Source organism: Haloferula rosea (genome assembly GCF_016595525.1).
In the GTDB taxonomy this organism is placed as follows: Bacteria; Verrucomicrobiota; Verrucomicrobiia; order Verrucomicrobiales; family Akkermansiaceae; genus Haloferula; species Haloferula rosea.
The window spans coordinates 12329-31528 of record NZ_JAENII010000021.1; the positions used below are offsets into that span (position 1 = coordinate 12329).

A 19200-nucleotide genomic window follows, 5' to 3' on the forward strand; every position below is an offset into this window, starting at 1 on the left:
AACCTCACATTGGCGCTTGGCAGCCGCCGCGCATTCCCTACATCCCTGCGGCATGCCTCGCCCACCGAAGAAGTTCCATGCCCACCCCTTCGCCTACCATGAAGAGCTGGTGGTGGACATCGAGTCCCTGAGCAATCTCGGCGATGGCATCGCCCGCGTCCCCGTGGCTCCCGCCGATGACCCGGACGGAGAAAAGTCAAACTGGGTCCTCTTCGTCCCCTTCTGCCTGCCCGGCGAGAAAGTCCGCGCCCGCGTTTTCAGGAACGACAAGAACCACTCGCGCGCCGATCTGATCGAAGTCATCGCGGCCTCCCCCGATCGAAGTGAGCCCATCTGTCCCTTGTTCGGGGAATGCGGCGGCTGCCAGTACCAGCACCTCAGCTACCCCGCCCAGCTCGCCTGGAAAACCCAGCAGGTCCGCGAACTCCTCGAACACATGGCCGGGATCCAGCATCCCGTGCAGCCCTGCCATCCATCCCCGAAGACCTCGGCCTACCGGTCAAAGATCACCCCCCACTTCGCCAAACCGCGCACCGAAGGCATCGGCGCGATCGGGTTCCTCCCCAACGCCCGACGGTCCGGCCAGATCGACGTCCCCCAGTGCCCGATCGCGATGGACGAAATCAACGCCGCCCTGCCAGCCATCCGCGAAGAGACACGCGGACGCGCCAAGAGCTACAAGCGCGGCGCCACCCTGCTGCTGCGCGCCACCGAGGGCCGCGTTGAGACCAATCCCAATGCCGTCGCCACCGAGCACTGCGGCGACCTCTCCTTCGATTTCCTCGCCGGCGACTTCTTCCAGAACAATCCCTTCATCCTCGAAGCCTTCACCGGCCACGTCGCCAAGGAAGCGGCGGCCGAGGGCATCCGCTTCCTCGTCGATGCCTACTGCGGCTCCGGTCTGTTCGCCCTCACATTGGCCAAGCACTTCGAAAAAGTCGCCGGCGTCGAAGTCAGCGAAACCGCCGCCGACTGGGCGCGCCGCAACGCGCGGACCAACGAAATCACCAATGCCACCTTCCTCGCCGCCTCGGCGGAAGCGATCTTCGACGGCATCGATTTCCCCGCTGCGGAAACCGCCATCGTCATCGACCCCCCGCGCAAAGGATGCTCGCAGGAATTCATCGACCAGCTCATCGCCTTCAATCCGGCCCGCGCGATCTACGTATCGTGCAACCCAGCCACCCAGGTCCGCGATCTGGCGTTGCTCAAGGAGGCCGGCTTCACGCTCGATACCGTCCAGCCCTTCGACCTCTTCCCGCACACCCGGCACCTCGAGTGCGTGATGACCCTGAAGGGGCGAGCCTGAAGCCTCACGCTGTTGCCGCGAAACGTCCGGAGCCTAGCGCCCCTTGGCCACCTTCTTGACGAAGCGGTCCATGGCGGGCAACTGCTCTTCGATCCGCTCCACCAAGGTCAACTGCGTCCGGCACCGATCGAGGTTGTGATCCGCACGCTTGGTTTTGAAATAGACGTCACCCTCAAGGTGGTCGGTCAGGAAACGGATTCCGACTTCCAGCGTGATCAGCTTCGACGAGAACGCCAGTAGGTCGATCTCCGCGTCGTTCAGGAAATCCTTGGCGCTATCGAGATAGCCTTCCACCAGGGCCTCAAACATGGGCAGGCGCATCTGTACCTTCGACAGGTCCCGCTCATCCTCCGCCGCCGGACTGACCGCCGTGCGGACCAGATCACCGAAGTCATACAAGACCGAGCCCGGCATCACCGTATCCAGGTCGATCACGCACACCGCTTCGTCGGTTTCACCGTCAATCATCACATTGTTGATCTTGGTGTCATTGTGGGTGATGCGTTGGGGAATGCTGCCATTGGCGAGCCCCTTCAGCACCCGATCCACATCCGCCTCACGGGCGCGGATGAATTCCAGCTCGGACGCCACCGAACCGGCCCGCCCACAGGGGTCCATGTCAGCCACTTCCATCAGCCGGTCGAAGCGCTTCCGCGTGTCGTGGAAGAATGGGATCGTATCCTCGATCTCCTCCGGCGGCAGGTCACTGATCAGATCCTGGAATGAGCCGAAGGCACGCGCCGCCTGGTAGGCCTGCCTCGTGTTCTCGACCACGTCATACGTGTGGCAGCCCTCGATGTTGTTGTAGCAGCGCCAGACCCCTCCCCCGGGACCAAACACCCAGAATTTGCCGCCCCGTCCCGGGTAAAGATTGAGCGTCTGGCCACCCAGGTCCTTCTTCACCCGCAGGACCTTCCAGTTGATGTGGCGCGTGACGCATTCCACGTTCCTCATCACCGCCATCGGGTCCTTGAACACCTTTTCGTTGATCCGCTGGAGGATATAGCGCTGGATCGAACCATCGCCCGCCTCGAACGACGCCCGGAAGGTCGCGTTGATGTGGCCACTCTGAATTTCTTCCCCCTCGACGAACTCTCCCTCGATGGCGAACTGATCTGCGATTTTGGCGATGACTTCACGCAGATCCGGTTCCACGTGGCGAACCGGCGAAGTCGAGGATGAAGATGGGGTCATGGGGTCGAAAGACTGGTCCTAGCAAAGCGCCGATCAGCAGACAAACTTGAATTTCCTGAGCAATCCCGCCCTTCTTCCCCCCAAGCATGCGCCCCGCCCTTCCATTCAGCTACCCCGGTATCGACGGCGACATCCAGCGTCTCGACACCCTGCTCGCGCTCGCCTTGAAGGGCGTGGAATGGCACCCCCCCGAGGCGCCGACCATCCTCAATCTCGCCTGCGGTCGGGCCGATGAGACCGGCACGCTCATCCGCAACCTCGCTCCCTTCGCCACCCGGCTCTTCTACCTCGGGATCGACCTGCGCCCGCCCGAGATCCAGGAAGCCCGCAGCCGCTGGCTGCCCACCGCCCTGCCCGGACACGACCTTGATTTCCGCGCCGGGGATGCCTCGCGGACCGACCGCATGACCCTGCTCCCTCCCTTTGACTTCATCTTCATCCGCCACCAGAATTTCTGGAGCGACCCGGAAATCTGGACCCGCCTTTACCGCAATGCCCTCACCAAGCTCAAGCCGAAGGGATTCCTCATGATCACCTCCTACTTCGATCGCGAGCACGACCTCGCCACCGCCTGCCTCCAGCAACTCCGCGCCGAGCGCATCATCCACCTGCCCAACCCCGCATCGCGCCCGCTTAAGGACGCACCCGGGAAATCCGTGGACCGCCACCTGAGCGCCTTCCGCCCCGAATTCGCTCAGCCGTAAAGCGCGTCGACCAGCACCGTGCTGCGCCGGCCGGGCATCACGCTGAGCTCCATCTGGTTCATCACATAGCCAAAGCTGATCCCCGACTCGGGGTCGCCAAAGGCGTGGCTCCCCCCGGCCCCGGGATGGCCGAACCCATCCAGCGACGGGCCATACAAGCTGCGGATCTTCCGCCCCGCGGAGTCCAGTGGGTCCAGCTGACAGCCCACCGCAAAAGCCGTCGGCTTGACCAGCACGCGGTCGTCCCCATCAACCAAGCGCGTCATCATCGCGCGGCGGACCGACGCACTCAGCGGGCCCGGAATGTTGCCGAGCAGCACCTGGTAGAACTTGGCGAGCGCACTGGCGGTGCCCACGCCGCCCATCGCGGGAAAGCCCGCCCCCCAGGCCTTCGGATCATTCATTTCCTGCACCGAGCGCAACCCGCGCGGCGAACCGAAGGCCCGCTGGGTCACGCTCCCCGCGCGATTGAACTCCTTGTAGAACCCTTCCTCGAAATCGTTCGGGCTCGCCTTCCCCGGATACAGCCGGGCCACGCGCGGCTGAGCCGACTCGGGCAGCCCGATCCAGAATTCCAGATCCAGCGGCCGGGCGAAGCGGTCGTTCCAGAACGCGCCCAGCGTCTTGCCGGTCAGCCGCCTCATCGGCTCCTCAAGCATCGCCCCGAAGGTCCGCGGGTGGTAACCATGACCCTCACCCGGCTTCCAAGCCGGTACCTGCGCTTCAAGCGCTGCCACCACTTCCTCGTGATCCCACAGGCTCGCTGGCTGATCGAGCGCCGCGAGACCACATTGGTGCGACAACATCTCCGCAAAGCTCGCGTGCGGCAGCGGAAAGCCCGGCCACACCTCACCCACTTGGGTTTCGCATGACATCCCCGCCTCATCCAGCGCCAGCATTAGCGCCGCCGTGGATGGGACCTTGGTGGCGGAATACACAGGAACCAGAGTCCGTGTGGTCCACGCCCGATGCTGCTCCTTCTCGCACCACCCGCGGCCATCCCCCAGCACCTCCTTGCCTCGCCACCAGACGCTGACCGAAGCACCCAACTCACCCCGCGCCCTGAAGTTCTGCTCGAACTCCCCCAGCAACGCACCCAGTCCCGATGGCGACACACCCATGCGCTTCGGCTAGCGCCCCACACCCATTCTGGAAAGGGTAATCCACCCCGGAGCCCCGCCCTCCACGTTCATCCCGGCAACTCACCCAACCCCGCTAGGTCCTCATCCTTCTCCGCCAGATCCCGCAGCGCCTCATCCATCGAGAAGGCCCTGCTCAGATGCGACCGCGCCTGATTCGGCTGCCCCAGCACGGCGTGGTAGCAGGCGATGTTGTAGTGGAAAAGCGGCTCATCGATCAGATTCGACGGGCCCGTCATCAGCCAGTTGCGGGCGGCCACGGTGTCGCCCGTCTCGTGCAAACAGTAGGCCGCATGAATGAAAAATCGCGGTTCCTTGGGTTCGCGCATGCACAGCAGTCGGGCGGTATCCGCACCGGCATTCCAGTGTCCCGCCTTCATCTGGGCCACGAGCTTCAACTCGAGGGCCTGTCGCCGCATCCTTTCTTTCGGACCGAGCGACTCAAGTTCACGCAGCGCGTCCTCGGGCAGTTCCAATTCCAACCAACCGAGCGCAGCCTCAAGGGTGCGGACAAAATCCATTCCCCATCCCGTAGCAGATCCTACGCCGGAACGCAATCCGCCCCACCGCCTCGCCTCGTTCCAGCCCGCTCAGCGGTCCCTGACCGGGACCGGAGCCAGCTCAGGCTCCGCAGGGCGACGCGTCAGCCGTCCCGCCTCGGTGCCAAACTGCTTGAGCATCGCGATCAGGTAGGCATTGAGGAAAAATTCCTTCAGCAGAAGTTCGCGTGTCTCGCCTGTCGAGGTAGTTTGGACCACTTTCATCGTTGGGATTGGGCTTGAGGTGAAATCGAGGGTTTTCCCCGACACCACTTCCCTTGCATCGCTCCCATCGGGCGCAATCGGAATATTTGTCACACGGAAGGGTCGGCGGATTTGACACGCACCCGCTTTCGCCCCCCAATGACCTCCCGACCATGCCTCAGATCCCACGTGAAACCGTCGAACAGGTGCTTGCCGCCACCGACATCGTGGATCTCATCAGCTCCTACATGCCGGTGAAGCGCGCAGGCGCCCGCTTCCAGACACTCTGCCCGTTCCACAACGAGAAATCCCCCTCGTTCTCGGTCGACCCGGTCAAACAATTCTTCCACTGCTTCGGCTGCAAGAAGAGCGGGGATGCCATCACCTTCGTCCGCGAATACGAGAACCTCACCTTCACCGATGCCGTCAAGAAGCTCGCCGGGCGGGCAGGCGTCACCATCGTCGAACAAGCACTCGACCCGAAGGAGGAAGCCGACCGCCGACGCCGCGGCCGCCTGCTCGATCTGCATCGCGAAGTCACCGCCTACTACCATCACCTCCTCCTGACTTCGCCCGATGCCGCCCACGCCCGCGACTACCTGAAGTCCCGCGGCTTCGGCAAGGAGATGGCCGAGCGCTGGCAAATCGGCTGGGCCCCTCCGCCCAACATTTTCGTTCCTTGGGCAAAGGCCCAGGGCATGCGCGGGCGCGATCTCGTCGACTCCGGCATCGCCCTCCAGAAGGAACAGGGCGGCCTCTACTTCCGCTTCCGCGACCGCTTGATGTTCCCCCTGCGGAATGACTACGGCGACGTGATCGGCTTCTCCGGCAGGCAGCTCCGGGAGGACCCGCGATCCGGGAAATACATCAACTCACCCGAAACCGCGCTGTTCAAGAAGTCGAACGTCCTCTTCGCCCTCGACCGGGCCCGCAAGGGCATCCTCAAAGAAAAGACCGTCCTCCTCTGCGAAGGACAGATGGATGCCATCGCCTGCCATGAGCAAGGCATCGAAAGCGCCATCGCCGGACTCGGCACCGCTTTCACCCCGCAGCACGCCCGCACGCTCAAGCGCTACACGAAGAATGCCATCCTCTGCTTCGATGCAGACTCCGCCGGCATCACCGCTTCCGAGCGATCCTTCCGCGAACTCTCCACAGTCGGAGTCGCCGTCCGCGTCATCCAGCTTCCCGCCGGCGAAGACCCGGACTCCTACATGCAGAAACACGGCGTCGAGGCATTCCGTGGCCTCCTCGACAAGGCCGTCAACTACTTCGACTTCCGGATCGAACAGGCGCTCGCCAACAACGCCCTCTCCGGACCCCAGGAGAAAGCCACCTTCACCCAGGAATGCGCCCAGCTGCTCGCCGTCATCCACGACGATGTCACCCGGGATGCCATGATCCAGCACGTCGCCACACGCCTACGCCTCGGTGCCCAGGAACTCACCAGCGCCGTCAACCAGGCCAAACGCAAACCGGCACCCCGGCGCTTCGACCGCCCGGACGAGGCGGAGGCCAAACCCGCCGCCGTCGCCCCTTCCGCCCTCGACCGCCGGATCGGCACCCTCTGCACCCTGGCCCTGCACTCCATCGAGGCCCGCGAATGGCTCAGCGAACAGTTCGAGACCCTGCACGAGCTCGCCAACCACCTCGACGGCCTCCCCATCCTGCAGGCGATCCTCGCCGGCCGACCCGATCCCGACTCCCCCGCCGCGGTGAATTCCTTCATGGCCGAGCTGCCCGAAGCCGATCGGCTCGCCCTTCACCAGGAGCCCTCCTTTTCAGAGAACCTGCCGGATGACCCCCGCGGCAGCGCAGAGACCACTCTAGCAGATGCCAGCGCCCTCGCCCTCGAGAAGCGCGACGCCGAAGTCAAGGCCGCCCTCAATGCGCCGGACCTGAGCATCGAGGACCAGATGAAATTGCTTCAGGAAGCCAAGGAAATCGCCCAGCTCCTGAGCGGCTTGAATGGCCGGGCCATCAACACCGATCGCTTCGCGCCGAGCCGACCACCGAAACCCAAGAAAAAACCTTGGGATAACGATGGTTTCAACGGCAAAAGAAGTTCTTGACGCAACCCCTCACCCCGGAAATGGTCCGCGCGCGTATCGGCCTCCGGCGGACTCGCCCCTACCATGGGTGAATTCTGTCCCGACACTTCACTGTCACCGCCTCATGTCCTCGAAAAAAGTTTCCGCAAAAAAGAAGGTCGCCAAAAAGACCAAGCCAGCCGCCAAGAAAACGGCTGCTGCGAAGAAGGCGAAGAAAGCTCCGGCCAAAAAAGCAGCAAAGAAGGTCGCCAAGAAAGCGCCTGCGAAAAAGGCCGCCAAGAAGGTGACCAAGAAAGCGGCCCCGAAAAAGGCAGCCAAAAAGGTGACCAAGAAAGTCGCCAAGAAGGAGGCACCGGCCAAGAAGGAGGCTCCTGCCAAGAAAGCGGCGAAGAAGGCACCCGCCAAGAAAGCCGCGACCAAGGCGACCAAAGCCGAGGCTCCAACCAAGGAAACCGAAGCTTCCGCCAAGAAGGGTGCCGGCAAGCGCCGGATCGATACCCCCGAAATCCAGGAGAAGATCCGTGAACTCATCAAACTCGCCAAGGAGCAGGAATACCTGACCTTTGACGACATCAACGAGATCCTGCCGAACGACCTCGTCGAGCCCAGCGACGTCGAGGCCATCATGCAGCAGCTCCGCGACATGGAGTTCGACATCATCGATGCCTCCGAGGTCGACCGCTTCAAGGACAAGAAGCGTGAGTCCGGCGACGACGACACCCCGGAGCCGAAGGACCAGAAGCTCGACATCCTCGACGACCCGGTCCGCATGTATCTCAAGCAGATGGGCCAGGTCCCGCTGCTCACGCGTGAGCAGGAGGTCGAGATCTCCAAGCGCATCGAAGACGCCGAGATCGAGGTCGCCAAGCACCTCCACCTCTTCGGTTTCGTCTCCGAAAGCTACCTCGAACTCGCCGAAAAACTCACCAAGGGCAAGGAGCGCTTCGACCGCGTGATTCTCGACAAGAAGATCGAGTCCCGTGAGCGCTACATGAAGACCCTGCCGAAGCTGTGCGATCAGCTGCGCCAGCTTCACGAGGAGAACGACGACATCTTCCGCCAGCTCTCCGCCAAGTCACCCCGCGGCAAGAAGAAGCTCGAAGAGCGCTTCAAGAAGAACCTCCAGACCCTCCACCGCGTTTACTCACGCTTCTACTTCAAGCAGAAGGTCACCGAGGATTTCTGTGAGCAGGTCGAGGACTACCAAGACGGCTTCTGGAAATACGGCCGCAAGCTGCAGTCCAAGCCCGACGACAAGGAGTTCCAGACCAAGGTGCGTGAACTTCAGCAGCGCTCGTGGCACGTCCACGAGGACTTCGAGGCCACCAACAAGCTCCTGCGCCACTGGCTCAAGGAAGCCCTCAAGGCCAAGACCGAAATGGTCGAAGCCAACCTCCGTCTGGTGATCTCCATCGCCAAGAAATACACCAACCGCGGACTTTCGTTCCTCGACCTGATCCAGGAAGGCAACATGGGCCTGATGAAGGCCGTGGAGAAATTCGAATACCGCCGCGGCTACAAGTTCTCGACCTACGCCACATGGTGGATCCGTCAGGCCATCACCCGCTCGATCGCCGACCAGGCCCGGACCATCCGGATCCCCGTGCACATGATCGAGACCATCAACAAGCTGATGCGCGTGCAGAAGCAGCTGGTGCAGGAATACGGTCGCGAACCTTCCCCGGAAGAAATCGCCGAGGAAATCCACCTTCCCGTCGAGCGGGTGCGCGCCGTCCTCAAGATGGCCCAGCAACCCATCTCGCTTCAGGCACCCGTCGGCGACTCCGATGACACCTCCTTCGGTGACTTCATCGAGGACAAGACCGCCGACAACCCGATGGAAGAAGCCGGCTTCGCCATGCTCAAGGAGAAGATCGGCGACGTGCTCTGCACGCTGACCGAGCGCGAACGCGAAGTGCTCGAACAGCGCTTCGGCCTCAAGGACGGCTACAGCCGCACCCTCGAGGAAGTCGGTCGCCAGTTCCAGGTCACCCGCGAGCGGATCCGTCAGATCGAGGCCAAGGCCCTGCGCAAGATGCGTCACCCCACCCGGATCCGGAAGCTGGAAGGCTTCATCGAGCTTCCCGGCATGTGACCGCCGCGCCCGACACCCGTCGGCATCACTCTCAAAAGGCCACTGGTTTCCACCAGTGGCCTTTTTTCTTGGTTTCGGGCCACCGGCTCTCGTCCTCCTTCCCGTCGGATGACGAAACGCCCGAACCCCCGATGTGAGACCCCGCGGAATGGCAAACCCATCGGATCATCCGCTTCTCCAAAATCAGCCTTGCCGCTGATCGGAGAGCCACGATGCTCCCCGCATGCGTTGGCTCGACCGCCTCGAAGACCGCCTCCACTGGCTCGCCTTCCCCGGACTTTTCAAATACCTCGCCCTGACCGGCGTCGTCGTGACCGTAGCCTATTGGCTGAACCCCGGCATCGAGGAAGCCCTGCGATTCGACCGGGATCTCATCCTCCAGGGTGAGGTCTGGCGCCTGTTCGGCTTCGCACTCGCTCCGACAGGCCTGTTCGGCTTCGGCGGACTGGGCGTCTTGTTCCTCTACTTTGCGACGATGATCGCTTTCCTGGTCAACGACTCCCTCGAAGAGGTGTGGGGCCCCACCAGGACCACCCTCTACCTGCTCGTCACCATCATCGGGCTCGTAATCGGACAGTTCATCCTCGGCAAGTCGTTCCCATCGACCGGCTTCTACCTCTACAACGCGATGTTCCTCGCATTCGCCACCCACTTCCCCACCTACGAATTCAGGCTCTTCCTGATCCTCCCGGTGCAGGTCCGCTGGTTGGCGTGGCTCTCGCTCGCCCTCATGGTCTACTCGGTGCTCGCCCTGCCGATCATGATCCTCCTCGTCCTCCCCACCCTGCTCCCCTACGCCATCTGGGTCCTCCCCGATTTCATCAGGAACCGCAAGGGACTCGCCCAGGCCGCCGCACGCCGCCGCAAGTTCGCATCCGTCTCGGTCTCGCAGGGCGATGCCTTCCACCGCTGCACCGTCTGCAAGCGCACCGAGAAGGATGACGACGAGCTTGAGTTCCGCACCTATCCCGACGGCACCGAATACTGCGTCGACCACCTGCCCGAAGAAGGCGCCTCCTGAATCCGATCCCACTGCTGGCCATGCCATTTGATCCGGAAACCCTACGCCACGAATTCCCCATCCTCGCCACCGAGGTCAACGGGCGCCCGCTCGTCTATCTCGACAACGCCGCCACCACCCACAACCCGCGGCGAGTCATCGATGCCTCCTCCCACTACTATGAGGCTCTGAATTCAAACATCCACCGCGGCACCCACCATCTCGCCCGCGCCGCAACCGAGGCCCACGAGAAGGCCAGGGAAACCGTCGCCGCCCACCTGAATGCGGCTTCCCCCGACGAGGTCATCTTCACCGCCGGCACCACCGATGGCGTCAACCTCGTCGCCAACTGCCTGACCCCCTCCCTCGCCGAAGGCGACGAGATCCTGATCTCCACGCTCGAACACCACTCGAACATCGTGCCCTGGCAGATGCTTGCCGAGCGTACCGGAGCCACCCTCAAGGTCATCCCCTGCCACGACGACGGCACCCTCGACCAAGCCGCGTTTTCCGAACTCATCAGCACCCGCACCAAGGTTCTGGCACTCACCTGGGTCTCGAACGCCTTCGGCACCGTCAGCCCCGTGGTCGAAATGACCCAAAGCGCCAAAGCAGTCGGAGCCCAAGTCCTCATCGATGCCGCCCAGGCCGTCCCCCACATGAGCATCGACGTGCAGGCACTCGGGGCCGACTTCCTCGTCTTCTCCGGCCACAAGATCTACGCGCCGACCGGAATCGGCATCCTGTGGGGACGGCGCGAAGCCCTTGAATCGCTGCCGCCCTGGCGGGGAGGAGGCGAAATGATCAAGGAGGTGAGCTTTGAGAAAACCACCTACAACGACCTGCCCTTCAAATTCGAAGCAGGCACCCCGAACATCGAGGGGGGCATCGCCCTCGCCGCGGCCATCGATTTCGTCAATGAACTCGGCATGGACGACATCCGGGCGCACGAAGACGCATTGATCCGCGAGGCCGCCGAACGACTTTCCGCCATCGACGGCATCCACCTCTACGGCCCCGACGACCGCGCGGGAGCCTTGTCATTCAAGCTCGAAGGCGTGCACCACTACGACCTCGGCACCCTGATCGACCAGATGGGGGTCGCCGTGCGAACCGGCCACCACTGCTGCCAACCGCTCATGGCACGTTTCGGGATCACCGGAACCACCCGCGCCTCCTTCGCCGCCTACAATACCCATGCCGACGTCGAAGCGCTCGCTACCGCCGTGTCCAAGGCAGCCATGATGCTCCGCTGAGCGGGATTCATCGCCCCCCAACGGAAAATTGATCAGCGGATCGAATAGATCACCTCGGCCGTTCGTCCATGGGACCATGCGAACGATCGTCCTCCTCCTCGCTCTCCTCGCGCCGCTCACCACCCGGGCGTTGGACTTGCCGAAAATTCCGGCTTCCACCCGGATCCTCACCACGGAAGAAGTCCAGAACTACTGGTTCAACACCCTCCGGAACCAACCCAGGCCCAAGCGGCCAAGCGGGCTCTATCCACTCCAGCAACGCATGTGGGATCGTGAACGAGAGGCAGAAAAGGCCCGACTCCGCGCGATTCTGAACGGGAAATACCAATCCGAAGCGCTGCTCGCCGCCCTCACCCACAACGTCGAAGTCTATCGCGCCCTGGAGAAATGGGAGGCCCTCGCTGCCACTCAGAGCGAGATCCAGAGAATCCTCGAGCATCGGTCGAAGATGGCGGCACTCGAGGCCCAACGCCGCAGCGCCGAACGCGTCGCCAATGCCGCGGAGCGCGAAGCATCCGCCGCAGAGCGTGCCGCCTCCGCCGCAGAACAAGCAGCCGCCCGGCCCGAATGCCCGGAGCAAGTCGAAGTGGTCGTGGTCCAGGAGCCCGCCCCGGCCCCCTGCCCGCCGGTTGTCATCCCTTCACCCCCGACTCCTCCGGCACCTGCTCCCCAGACGCTCTTCCCCACTCACGTTCGCAGTCGATAAATTCGCGTGCATTCCGCGCCATCCCACGTTCCATTCCGCGCATGAGCATCGCGGCCAAGCAACAGGAAGTCCTCGACGAACTAGCCCTCTTCCAGGATTGGCAGGAACGCTACGAATACGTCATCAGCCTCGGCAAACGCCTTGCCGAGATGGACGATTCCCTGAAAACAGAAGACCGCTTGATCAAGGGATGCCAGTCGCAGGTCTGGCTGGAAGCCAATGTCGACGGTGACACCATCCACTATCAGGCCGATTCCGACTCGGTCATCACCAAGGGCATGATCGCCCTCTTCATCCGCGTGCTCGATGGCGAACCCATCGATGACATCCTCACCGCCGATCTGTCATTCATCGACAAGACCGGACTGAAGGAGCACCTCGCCCCGACCCGGGCGAATGCCCTCAACCTGATGGCCACCCAGATCAAACAGCGCGCCCTCGAGTTCTCAAAGCGCTGACTCGACAAAGCCGAAGCGGGCCTTCACCGCCGAACGCTTGAGGCGCAGCTCACGCCATTCGTTGACCAGGCGACTCGGCTCGATCACCCCACATCCGGCGGGGAGACTCACCCGGTCACCCTCCCACCACAGCCCACGGATCGAAACGATCCCCTGGAAATCCCCGTCCACGACCGCACCAAAAGGAGCTCCAAACTCGGCAGGGGCACCCAAACGTCGACGCCAGCCCAGCAGAGCCGCCATCGTTTCCGCCGTTCGCGGCAATGGCCCGAGCGCCGGCGTCGGATGCAGACGCTTGATCAGCGAATCAATCTCCTCCTCACGGTCCAGTGTCACCGTGATCGGGGTATGAAAGTGCACGATCGGCCCCAGAGCCATGATCCCGCGCGCCCCGCGCTCAAGTTCACCGAGGTCACCCAGCTTCGACACGAGCGCCTGCGCCACGAACTCATGCTCACGGATCTCCTTCTCATCCACCGCCAGCACATCGCGCTCCTCGGCCCGCGCCGTTCCAGCCAGCGCCATGGTCCTCAAATCCCGCCCGTGAACCCGCAGGAGATACTCCGGTGACTGCCCGACGAAGCCAGCATCCCCCTTCCGCATCCCGTAGGCCACCAGCGGGCTCTCGCCTCCCATCGCCACGCCCGCCAAGCCATTGATGGCACCGGAAAGCAAACGTCCTTCCTCCACCACCACCGGCACGGTTTTCTCAAACGTTCCTCGCCGGATCGCTCCCGAAACCTCCTGGAACACCTCCGCGAAATGGGTCGCTTCCAGCTCACCCCAATCGACTTCCGGCGTCGAAGGAGGAAATGCCTCCGCCGCCTCGGCATGAGTCAGCCACTCGACGCTGGCAGGGACCAGCCAGGGCTCGGCCACACCGAGGCCGAAATCATTGCGATAGAACGCGACTCCCTCCCCGGGAGCCGAGGCACAGGCCTCGAACGGACCGCGCCCCAACAGAATGCGCCCGTCCGACCAACCGAGGAATGCCCAATCGGAAATCATCCCTGAGCTTCAAGTCGTGAAATCTGCTCCTGCTGCGCGGCTGCAATCGTTTCCAGCTCGGTGATCCGGTCCACCACCCGGGCACTCTGTAACCCGTGCAGGGCAAACCCGACCATGAACACCAGCATGCCCACCGGGATGGTCAGGTAAGAAACCAGCGCGGCGATCTGCAGCCCCGGACCATTCATCCCCATCGCAAAGCCAGCCACCACCAGCAGCAAAGTGAGAACGATACCCACCGTCGACACCACACAGCCGATGAACAGCACCTTCGCCCCGGAACTGGGGCGGGCCTTCCTCAAGGCGACGGCACCCACCCACGCAGGCACCAGGAACGCCAAAAGCATCAACACCATCACTGGCCCCACGAATCCGAACGACATACCCGATCCAAGGCCGTGAACTGCCTCCGGTCAACTGATACTCCGCCGGCTTGCGACAGAAGCCGCTCCAGCCTTCCTCAACTCCCGGAGCCGGGATCAGTCCTCGTCTTCGTCCACTTCGGGGGCTTTCGGCAACTCGTCGACCTCCTGCAGCAGGTTGACGATCTCCACACCCCGCTCGGCCGAACCGTCGTGGCGGAAGGTCAGCACGGGCGTGGACTTGAGCACCACACGCTTCATCACCTTGCGCTGAATGCTGCCGTGCTCCTTGTTCAGGCGTTCCAGCACATTGCTGAAATTCCCGGCCAGCACGCCGATCCATACCTTGGCCTCCTTCAGATCCTGGGTGACCTCGACGGCATTCACCGTCACGAGGGCTCCACCCCACTCGTAGTCACGCTGCACAACGCCACCGATCTCCCGCTTGAGGAGCTCGTTGACTCTGGTGAGACGAAGCGACATGGACCCGTGATCAGAGCGTTTGCGGGATGCTCTCGAGCGTGTAGCACTCGATGATGTCGCCCGGCTGATACTCGTTGAACTCGCCGAGGCGGATACCGCACTCGATGCCCGACTTGACCTCTTCCACCTCGTCGGTGAAGCGGCGCAGTGTGGACATCTTGCCGTCGAAGATCGGCACGCCATCGCGGATGACACGAGCGTGCGCCTTGCGGTGCACCTTGCCTTCCTTGATGTAGCAACCGGCGGCACGACCCTTGAGCACCTTGAAGACCTCCTTGACCTCGGCCTTGCCCATCGCCTTCTCACGGCTTTCGGGCTCAAGCAGACCGAGCATGGCCTCGCGGACCTGATCGATCAGCTCATACACAACCGAGTAGAGTTTGATCTGCACGCCTTCCGACTTCGAGAGCTTGGCCGCCTTGGCTTCCACCTTCACGTTGAAGCCGATGACCACCGCATCCGATGAGCTGGCCATTTGGATGTCGCTTTCGGAAATCGGACCGGCCGCAGCTCCGAGGAACACCACATCCACCTTGTCGGATTCGATGTCGTTGACCGCATTGCGGATCGCTTCCACCGAACCCTGCACGTCGGTCTTGAGGATGATCTTGAGCTGAGCCTTGCTGTTGCCGTCCCGCGCGTGGGCGATCAGGTCTTCCATCCGGCTCTTCTGCGGAATCTTGAGGCGTTCGGAACGCAGTTCGCCCTGGCGCTCCTCGGCGAGCTTCTTGGCAGCGCGATCGCTGTCCATCTCGACCAAGGCATCACCCACCCGTGGCAATTCCTCGAAACCAATCACCTCCACCGGCGTTCCCGGAGTGGCGGATTTCACGCTTTCGCCGCGGTCGTTGATCAGGGCCTTCACCTTGCCGGCGAAGGGGCCGCAAATGAACGGCTTGCCAACCTTCAGCGTGCCGGACTCGACGATCACGGATGCCACGGCACCCCGACCTTGCTGGAAACGGGCTTCGATGATCGAAGCGCGCGCATTGCCCTTCGGGTTGGCCTTCAGCTCGAGCACCTCGGCCTGAAGCGCGAGCAGTTCGAGCAGGTCATCCACGCCGTCGCCCTTCAGCGCGGAAATCTCAAGACACTCGGTGTCACCACCGAAGTCGGTGGTCTGCAGACCCTGCTCAGCAAGCTGGGTCTTCACGTGCATCGTGTTGGCGGACTCGAGGTCACACTTGTTGATCGCCACGATGATGGTCTTGCCGGAATGCTTGGCGTGCTCGATCGCTTCGAGCGTCTGCGGCATGAGGCCGTCATTGGCGGCAACCACCAGCACCACGATGTCGGTGATGTCCGCACCCCGTGCACGCATGGCCGAGAAAATGGCGTGACCCGGTGTATCAATGAAGGTCACCGGCTTGCCTTCGTGTTCCACCTTGTAGGCGCCCACGTGCTGGGTGATTCCCCCAGCCTCCCCGGCCGTGATCCGCGAGTCGCGGATGCGGTCCAGCAAGGTGGTCTTGCCGTGGTCGACGTGACCCATGATCGTGATGATCGGCGGACGGAGCTTGAGCTCGTCCTCGGGTTCCTCGTCGGGAGCCTCGGGCTCGGCGACCACTTCCTCCTGCTTGTGCACACCGCCACCCTTGACGCGTTGCTCACGCTCGAAGGTGAAACCGTGTTGCTCGCAGATCTGGACCGCAATCTCCGGCTCGATCGCCTGGTGAGGCGCCACGAAAACCTGCAGCTTGATGAGATCCGCCAACAGCTGGAACGACTTCAGGCCCATCCGCTCAGCGAGATCACTGACGATGATGGGCGGCTTGATGACGATGACCTTCTCGTCACTGGCGTCCGCGGCAGGGGACTCCTCCTTGGCAGGCGCCGCCGGCGTGACCGGTGCAGGAGTCGGCACCATGGCCGGATCTTCGTCATCAAGAAGCTTGGAAATGGAAGGCAACACCTTCTTTCCCGACTGGTCCGTCTTGCGAACCTTCGGCTTCTTTTCCTCGGCAAAAGGATCGTAAGCTTCACGTTTCGCGGTCTCCACCGTCTTGTTTTGCGCGGCTTCCTTCCGCTGCCGTTCTCGGCGCGAGGGTGCCTTCTTCTCGCCGATCAGGTCGAGTGTCTTGCGCTTGGGTGGATTACTGTCGCTCTTGTCTGACATCAGGTCGTTGGAATCGTTCGGTCGGGGTGTTTCTCCGGGGAAAAGGGAATCAATCGAGCAGCTCAGGAAGCGCTGCTGTCGGTCGCGGGGGTTTCTTCGTCGGTCGGCTCTTCTGCGGCGGGTGCCTCTTCGGCGGGTGCCGACTCATCAGCTGCAGCTTCCGCAGCGGGAGCAGGAATTTCCTCTTGAGGCAGCAGTTCGGCAGGAGCTTCACGCCCCACCAACGCATGAGCACGGACCAAGATACGGCGTGCACGGGCATCGTCCACCCCAAGCGCTTGCGCCAGATACTCGACCGGCATCTCCACGACCACATCGGCCGTCGCGCCACCGGCAAGGATCAGCTTGTCACCCAGCTCGTCGTCCAGACCGAGCGACTCCGCCAGCGAGTGCGCCGCACCCGCCAACTTCGCTTCGAATTCCTCCTTCTTGCTCTCATCCTTGCGGACCTGGACATCCCAGCCCATCAGGCGGGATGAAAGGCGGGCATTCTGACCACGGCGACCGATCGCCTTGCTCAGATCCTCCTCGTCCACCGTGACGTTCACCACGTGATTCTCCTCGTCGATCGTGACGCTGCGGAGGATCGCAGGCTTCAGCGCTTCGCGAACGAACTCGTCCGGGTCATCACTCCAGCGAATGATGTCGACCTTCTCGTTGTTCAGTTCACGGACGATGTTCTTCACCCGGGCGCCCTTCATGCCGACGCATGCGCCGACCGGGTCCACCTTGGTGTCGTTGCTCCATACCGCCACCTTCGTCCGGTAGCCGGCTTCGCGGGCGATCCCGCGGATCTCCACGGTGTGATCGGAAATCTCGTTCACTTCGGCCTCGAACAAACGACGCACGAAGTTCGGGTGACTGCGGGAAAGGATGATTTCAGGTCCGCGACCTTCGTTCTCCACCGCCACCACGTAGGCGCGGATTCGGTCACCGATGTTGTATTCCTCGGTTTGCACGCGCTCACGCGACGGCATCACGCCTTCAAACTTGCCGAGGTCCACCATCACATCACTGCGATCGAAGCGGCGCACCGTGCCCGACACCACGTCGCCGGCACGATCCTTGAACTCCTCGTAGATCATCTCCTTCTCCGCCTGACGCAGACGCTGCATCATCGTCTGCTTGGCCGTCTGCACCGCGATGCGACCGAAGTCCTTCGGCGTCACATCAAACTCCATCTGGTCTTCGACAGCCGCATCCGGATTGCGCTTTTGCGCAAGGGCCAGAGGGACCTCGTTGAACTTGTCTTGGTAGTCGTCATCAGCGACCACATTGAGCGTCGCATGAATGCGGGTCTCCCCCTTGCGCGTGTTCACGTCGGCGCGGAGGACCTCGATTGCATCCGCTCCTGGGACCATCTTGCGGTAGGCGGAAATGAAGGCGTATTCCAAGGCAGCGACGACCCGGTCACGGTCGATGCCTTTTTCCTTCTCGTAATAATCGATGAGAGCGACGATGTCGTTGGTCATAACTGGCGTGCTGCGCGCAGGTGGTGTCTAGAGACGCAAAAGAGTGGGTACCTCGACCCACTCCGTCACTGCGTCGGAAGATTGATCGGGCAGGCCTTAAGGTGGAAACCCTTGAGTTGCAAGCCCAATCTGGACCCCGCCCCCGCTCGATTCGGGGCCCGGAACGATGCACTCCACGGCCACTCCAAGCCCGACGCAGACCTCGACCAAAGCCGCCTCCCGGCCCAAGCTCCGCCCAGTGATCTCCGCCCTCTTCTTCGATGCCGCCGGCACCCTGATCGACACCGCCGAACCCGTCGCCGAAACCTACCACCGGATTCTTGGAGCCCACGGCCACCCCATCCCCGTGGAAACCCTGACCGCCCGATTCCCCCGAGCCTTTGCCGAGGCAGGTGACCCCGATTTCGCCGGCCTGCCGAATGGCAACCAAGCCGAGCGCGCCTGGTGGCGTGGCATCGTCGAACGCTGCGCCGACGCCCCCGTCAGCGACCCGGCCTTCGACGCCCTGTTCACCCACTACGCTCACCCCGACGCCTGGAAGGCCTTACCCGATGTGGAGCACACCTTGGCAGGAGCCGCGGCGATGGGCCTTCGTCTCGCCGTGGTCTCGAACTTCGATGCCCGGCTCCACCTCGTACTGGAAGGCCTCGGTCTGGCCGGACACTTCGAACTCATCCTCACCTCCGGCGATGCCCGGGCCCGCAAACCGGACCCCGCCATCTTCGAGATCGCGATGGAGCGGATGGGCCTGCAACCCCATCAGATCCGTCACACCGGGGACTCGCACCGCTGCGACGCCGAAGGCGCCCGGAATGCCGGGATCGCGCCCTTCCTTCTGGATCGACCTCAACGTGGCCTGATCGAGTTTCTGCAAGAAGTCCGGCATGAACTTCGAAAATGATCTTGCCAAACCCGTGCGTCGCCCCTACCCCCTCCCCGCCCTCAGCGAAAAGCGCGGATAGCTCAGTTGGTAGAGCACTCGGCTTTTAACCGATTGGTCCTGGGTTCGAATCCCAGTCCGCGTACTTTTTCCCTTTCGCTTCGAGGAAACTTCCACCTCTCCCGCAGCCCATTCGGCCCGTCACACGGAGACTGGGATGAGAA

18 protein-coding genes and 1 tRNA gene are annotated in these 19200 nt (G+C 62.8%); 10 read left to right on the top strand and 9 right to left on the bottom strand.

Features of this window, described 5'->3' with window-relative positions; translation table 11 throughout:
* Window positions 1-52 precede the first annotated feature (52 nt).
* A complete protein-coding gene (locus tag JIN81_RS18035; RefSeq protein WP_200283269.1) occupies window positions 53-1309 on the top strand; it encodes a class I SAM-dependent RNA methyltransferase in 1257 nt (418 codons plus the stop codon).
* Between the two features lie 33 nt (window positions 1310-1342).
* Here JIN81_RS18035 and JIN81_RS18040 read toward each other — a convergent pair whose 3' ends face one another.
* On the bottom strand, window positions 1343-2503 hold the full coding sequence (locus JIN81_RS18040; protein WP_200283272.1) for a phosphotransferase enzyme family protein: 1161 nt from the start codon (window positions 2501-2503) through the stop codon (window positions 1343-1345).
* Window positions 2504-2589: 86 nt separating this feature from the next.
* On the opposite strand from JIN81_RS18040, the gene JIN81_RS18045 reads away from it, so the two are divergent.
* Window positions 2590-3207 (top strand): class I SAM-dependent methyltransferase, encoded by a 618-nt coding sequence (locus JIN81_RS18045; protein WP_200283275.1) that lies wholly within the window; start codon window positions 2590-2592, stop codon window positions 3205-3207.
* Here JIN81_RS18045 and JIN81_RS18050 read toward each other — a convergent pair.
* The 3 genes from JIN81_RS18050 to JIN81_RS18060 all read right to left on the bottom strand — a co-directional run bounded on the left by JIN81_RS18050 (window position 3198) and on the right by JIN81_RS18060 (window position 5110).
* The gene (locus JIN81_RS18050; protein ID WP_200283278.1) at window positions 3198-4328 is read right to left on the bottom strand and encodes a serine hydrolase domain-containing protein; all 1131 of its coding nucleotides are present in this window, start codon (window positions 4326-4328) and stop codon (window positions 3198-3200) included. The genes JIN81_RS18045 and JIN81_RS18050 overlap by 10 nt on opposite strands.
* Before the next feature lie 68 nt (window positions 4329-4396).
* Window positions 4397-4867 carry a TPR end-of-group domain-containing protein gene (locus tag JIN81_RS18055; protein ID WP_200283281.1) on the bottom strand — a complete coding sequence of 157 codons (471 nt, stop codon included), beginning with the start codon at window positions 4865-4867 and terminating at the stop codon, window positions 4397-4399.
* A 69-nt stretch (window positions 4868-4936) separates the two neighbouring features.
* On the bottom strand, window positions 4937-5110 hold the full coding sequence (locus JIN81_RS18060; RefSeq protein WP_200283284.1) for a hypothetical protein: 174 nt from the start codon (window positions 5108-5110) through the stop codon (window positions 4937-4939).
* A gap of 152 nt (window positions 5111-5262) precedes the next feature.
* On the opposite strand from JIN81_RS18060, the gene dnaG reads away from it, so the two are divergent.
* The 6 genes from dnaG to JIN81_RS18090 all read left to right on the top strand — a co-directional run bounded on the left by dnaG (window position 5263) and on the right by JIN81_RS18090 (window position 12655).
* A complete protein-coding gene (gene dnaG / locus JIN81_RS18065; protein ID WP_200283287.1) occupies window positions 5263-7161 on the top strand; it encodes a DNA primase in 1899 nt (632 codons plus the stop codon).
* Between the two features lie 103 nt (window positions 7162-7264).
* Window positions 7265-9235 (top strand): RNA polymerase sigma factor RpoD, encoded by a 1971-nt coding sequence (gene rpoD, locus JIN81_RS19540; RefSeq protein ID WP_200283290.1) that lies wholly within the window; start codon window positions 7265-7267, stop codon window positions 9233-9235.
* A 223-nt stretch (window positions 9236-9458) separates the two neighbouring features.
* Window positions 9459-10256: a hypothetical protein gene (locus JIN81_RS18075; protein ID WP_200283293.1), complete on the top strand. Its 798-nt coding sequence runs from the start codon at window positions 9459-9461 to the stop codon at window positions 10254-10256.
* 20 nt (window positions 10257-10276) lie between these two features.
* Window positions 10277-11491, top strand: a complete 1215-nt coding sequence (locus JIN81_RS18080; protein WP_200283296.1) for an aminotransferase class V-fold PLP-dependent enzyme — start codon at window positions 10277-10279, stop codon at window positions 11489-11491.
* Between the two features lie 76 nt (window positions 11492-11567).
* Entirely contained in the window at window positions 11568-12197 is a 630-nt protein-coding gene (locus tag JIN81_RS18085; protein ID WP_200283299.1) for a hypothetical protein, read from the top strand.
* A gap of 41 nt (window positions 12198-12238) precedes the next feature.
* Entirely contained in the window at window positions 12239-12655 is a 417-nt protein-coding gene (locus JIN81_RS18090; protein ID WP_200283302.1) for a SufE family protein, read from the top strand.
* Here the strand turns inward: JIN81_RS18090 and JIN81_RS18095 are convergent.
* From JIN81_RS18095 to nusA, 5 genes are all read right to left on the bottom strand, one after another.
* Entirely contained in the window at window positions 12644-13663 is a 1020-nt protein-coding gene (locus tag JIN81_RS18095; RefSeq protein ID WP_200283304.1) for a chorismate-binding protein, read from the bottom strand. The genes JIN81_RS18090 and JIN81_RS18095 overlap by 12 nt on opposite strands.
* The gene (locus JIN81_RS18100; RefSeq protein ID WP_200283306.1) at window positions 13660-14010 is read right to left on the bottom strand and encodes a hypothetical protein; all 351 of its coding nucleotides are present in this window, start codon (window positions 14008-14010) and stop codon (window positions 13660-13662) included. Before JIN81_RS18100 ends, JIN81_RS18095 begins: the two co-directional genes overlap by 4 nt.
* A gap of 132 nt (window positions 14011-14142) precedes the next feature.
* Entirely contained in the window at window positions 14143-14508 is a 366-nt protein-coding gene (rbfA, locus tag JIN81_RS18105; RefSeq protein ID WP_200283308.1) for a 30S ribosome-binding factor RbfA, read from the bottom strand.
* Between the two features lie 10 nt (window positions 14509-14518).
* Window positions 14519-16624, bottom strand: coding sequence for a translation initiation factor IF-2 (gene infB / locus JIN81_RS18110; protein WP_200283309.1), 2106 nt, complete (start codon window positions 16622-16624; stop codon window positions 14519-14521).
* A gap of 62 nt (window positions 16625-16686) precedes the next feature.
* A complete protein-coding gene (gene nusA / locus JIN81_RS18115; protein WP_200283310.1) occupies window positions 16687-18096 on the bottom strand; it encodes a transcription termination factor NusA in 1410 nt (469 codons plus the stop codon).
* A 238-nt stretch (window positions 18097-18334) separates the two neighbouring features.
* On the opposite strand from nusA, the gene JIN81_RS18120 reads away from it, so the two are divergent.
* Window positions 18335-18997: an HAD-IA family hydrolase gene (locus tag JIN81_RS18120; RefSeq protein ID WP_325100909.1), complete on the top strand. Its 663-nt coding sequence runs from the start codon at window positions 18335-18337 to the stop codon at window positions 18995-18997.
* A gap of 51 nt (window positions 18998-19048) precedes the next feature.
* Window positions 19049-19121, top strand: a tRNA-Lys gene (locus tag JIN81_RS18125).
* The last annotated feature ends 79 nt before the right edge of the window (window positions 19122-19200 follow it).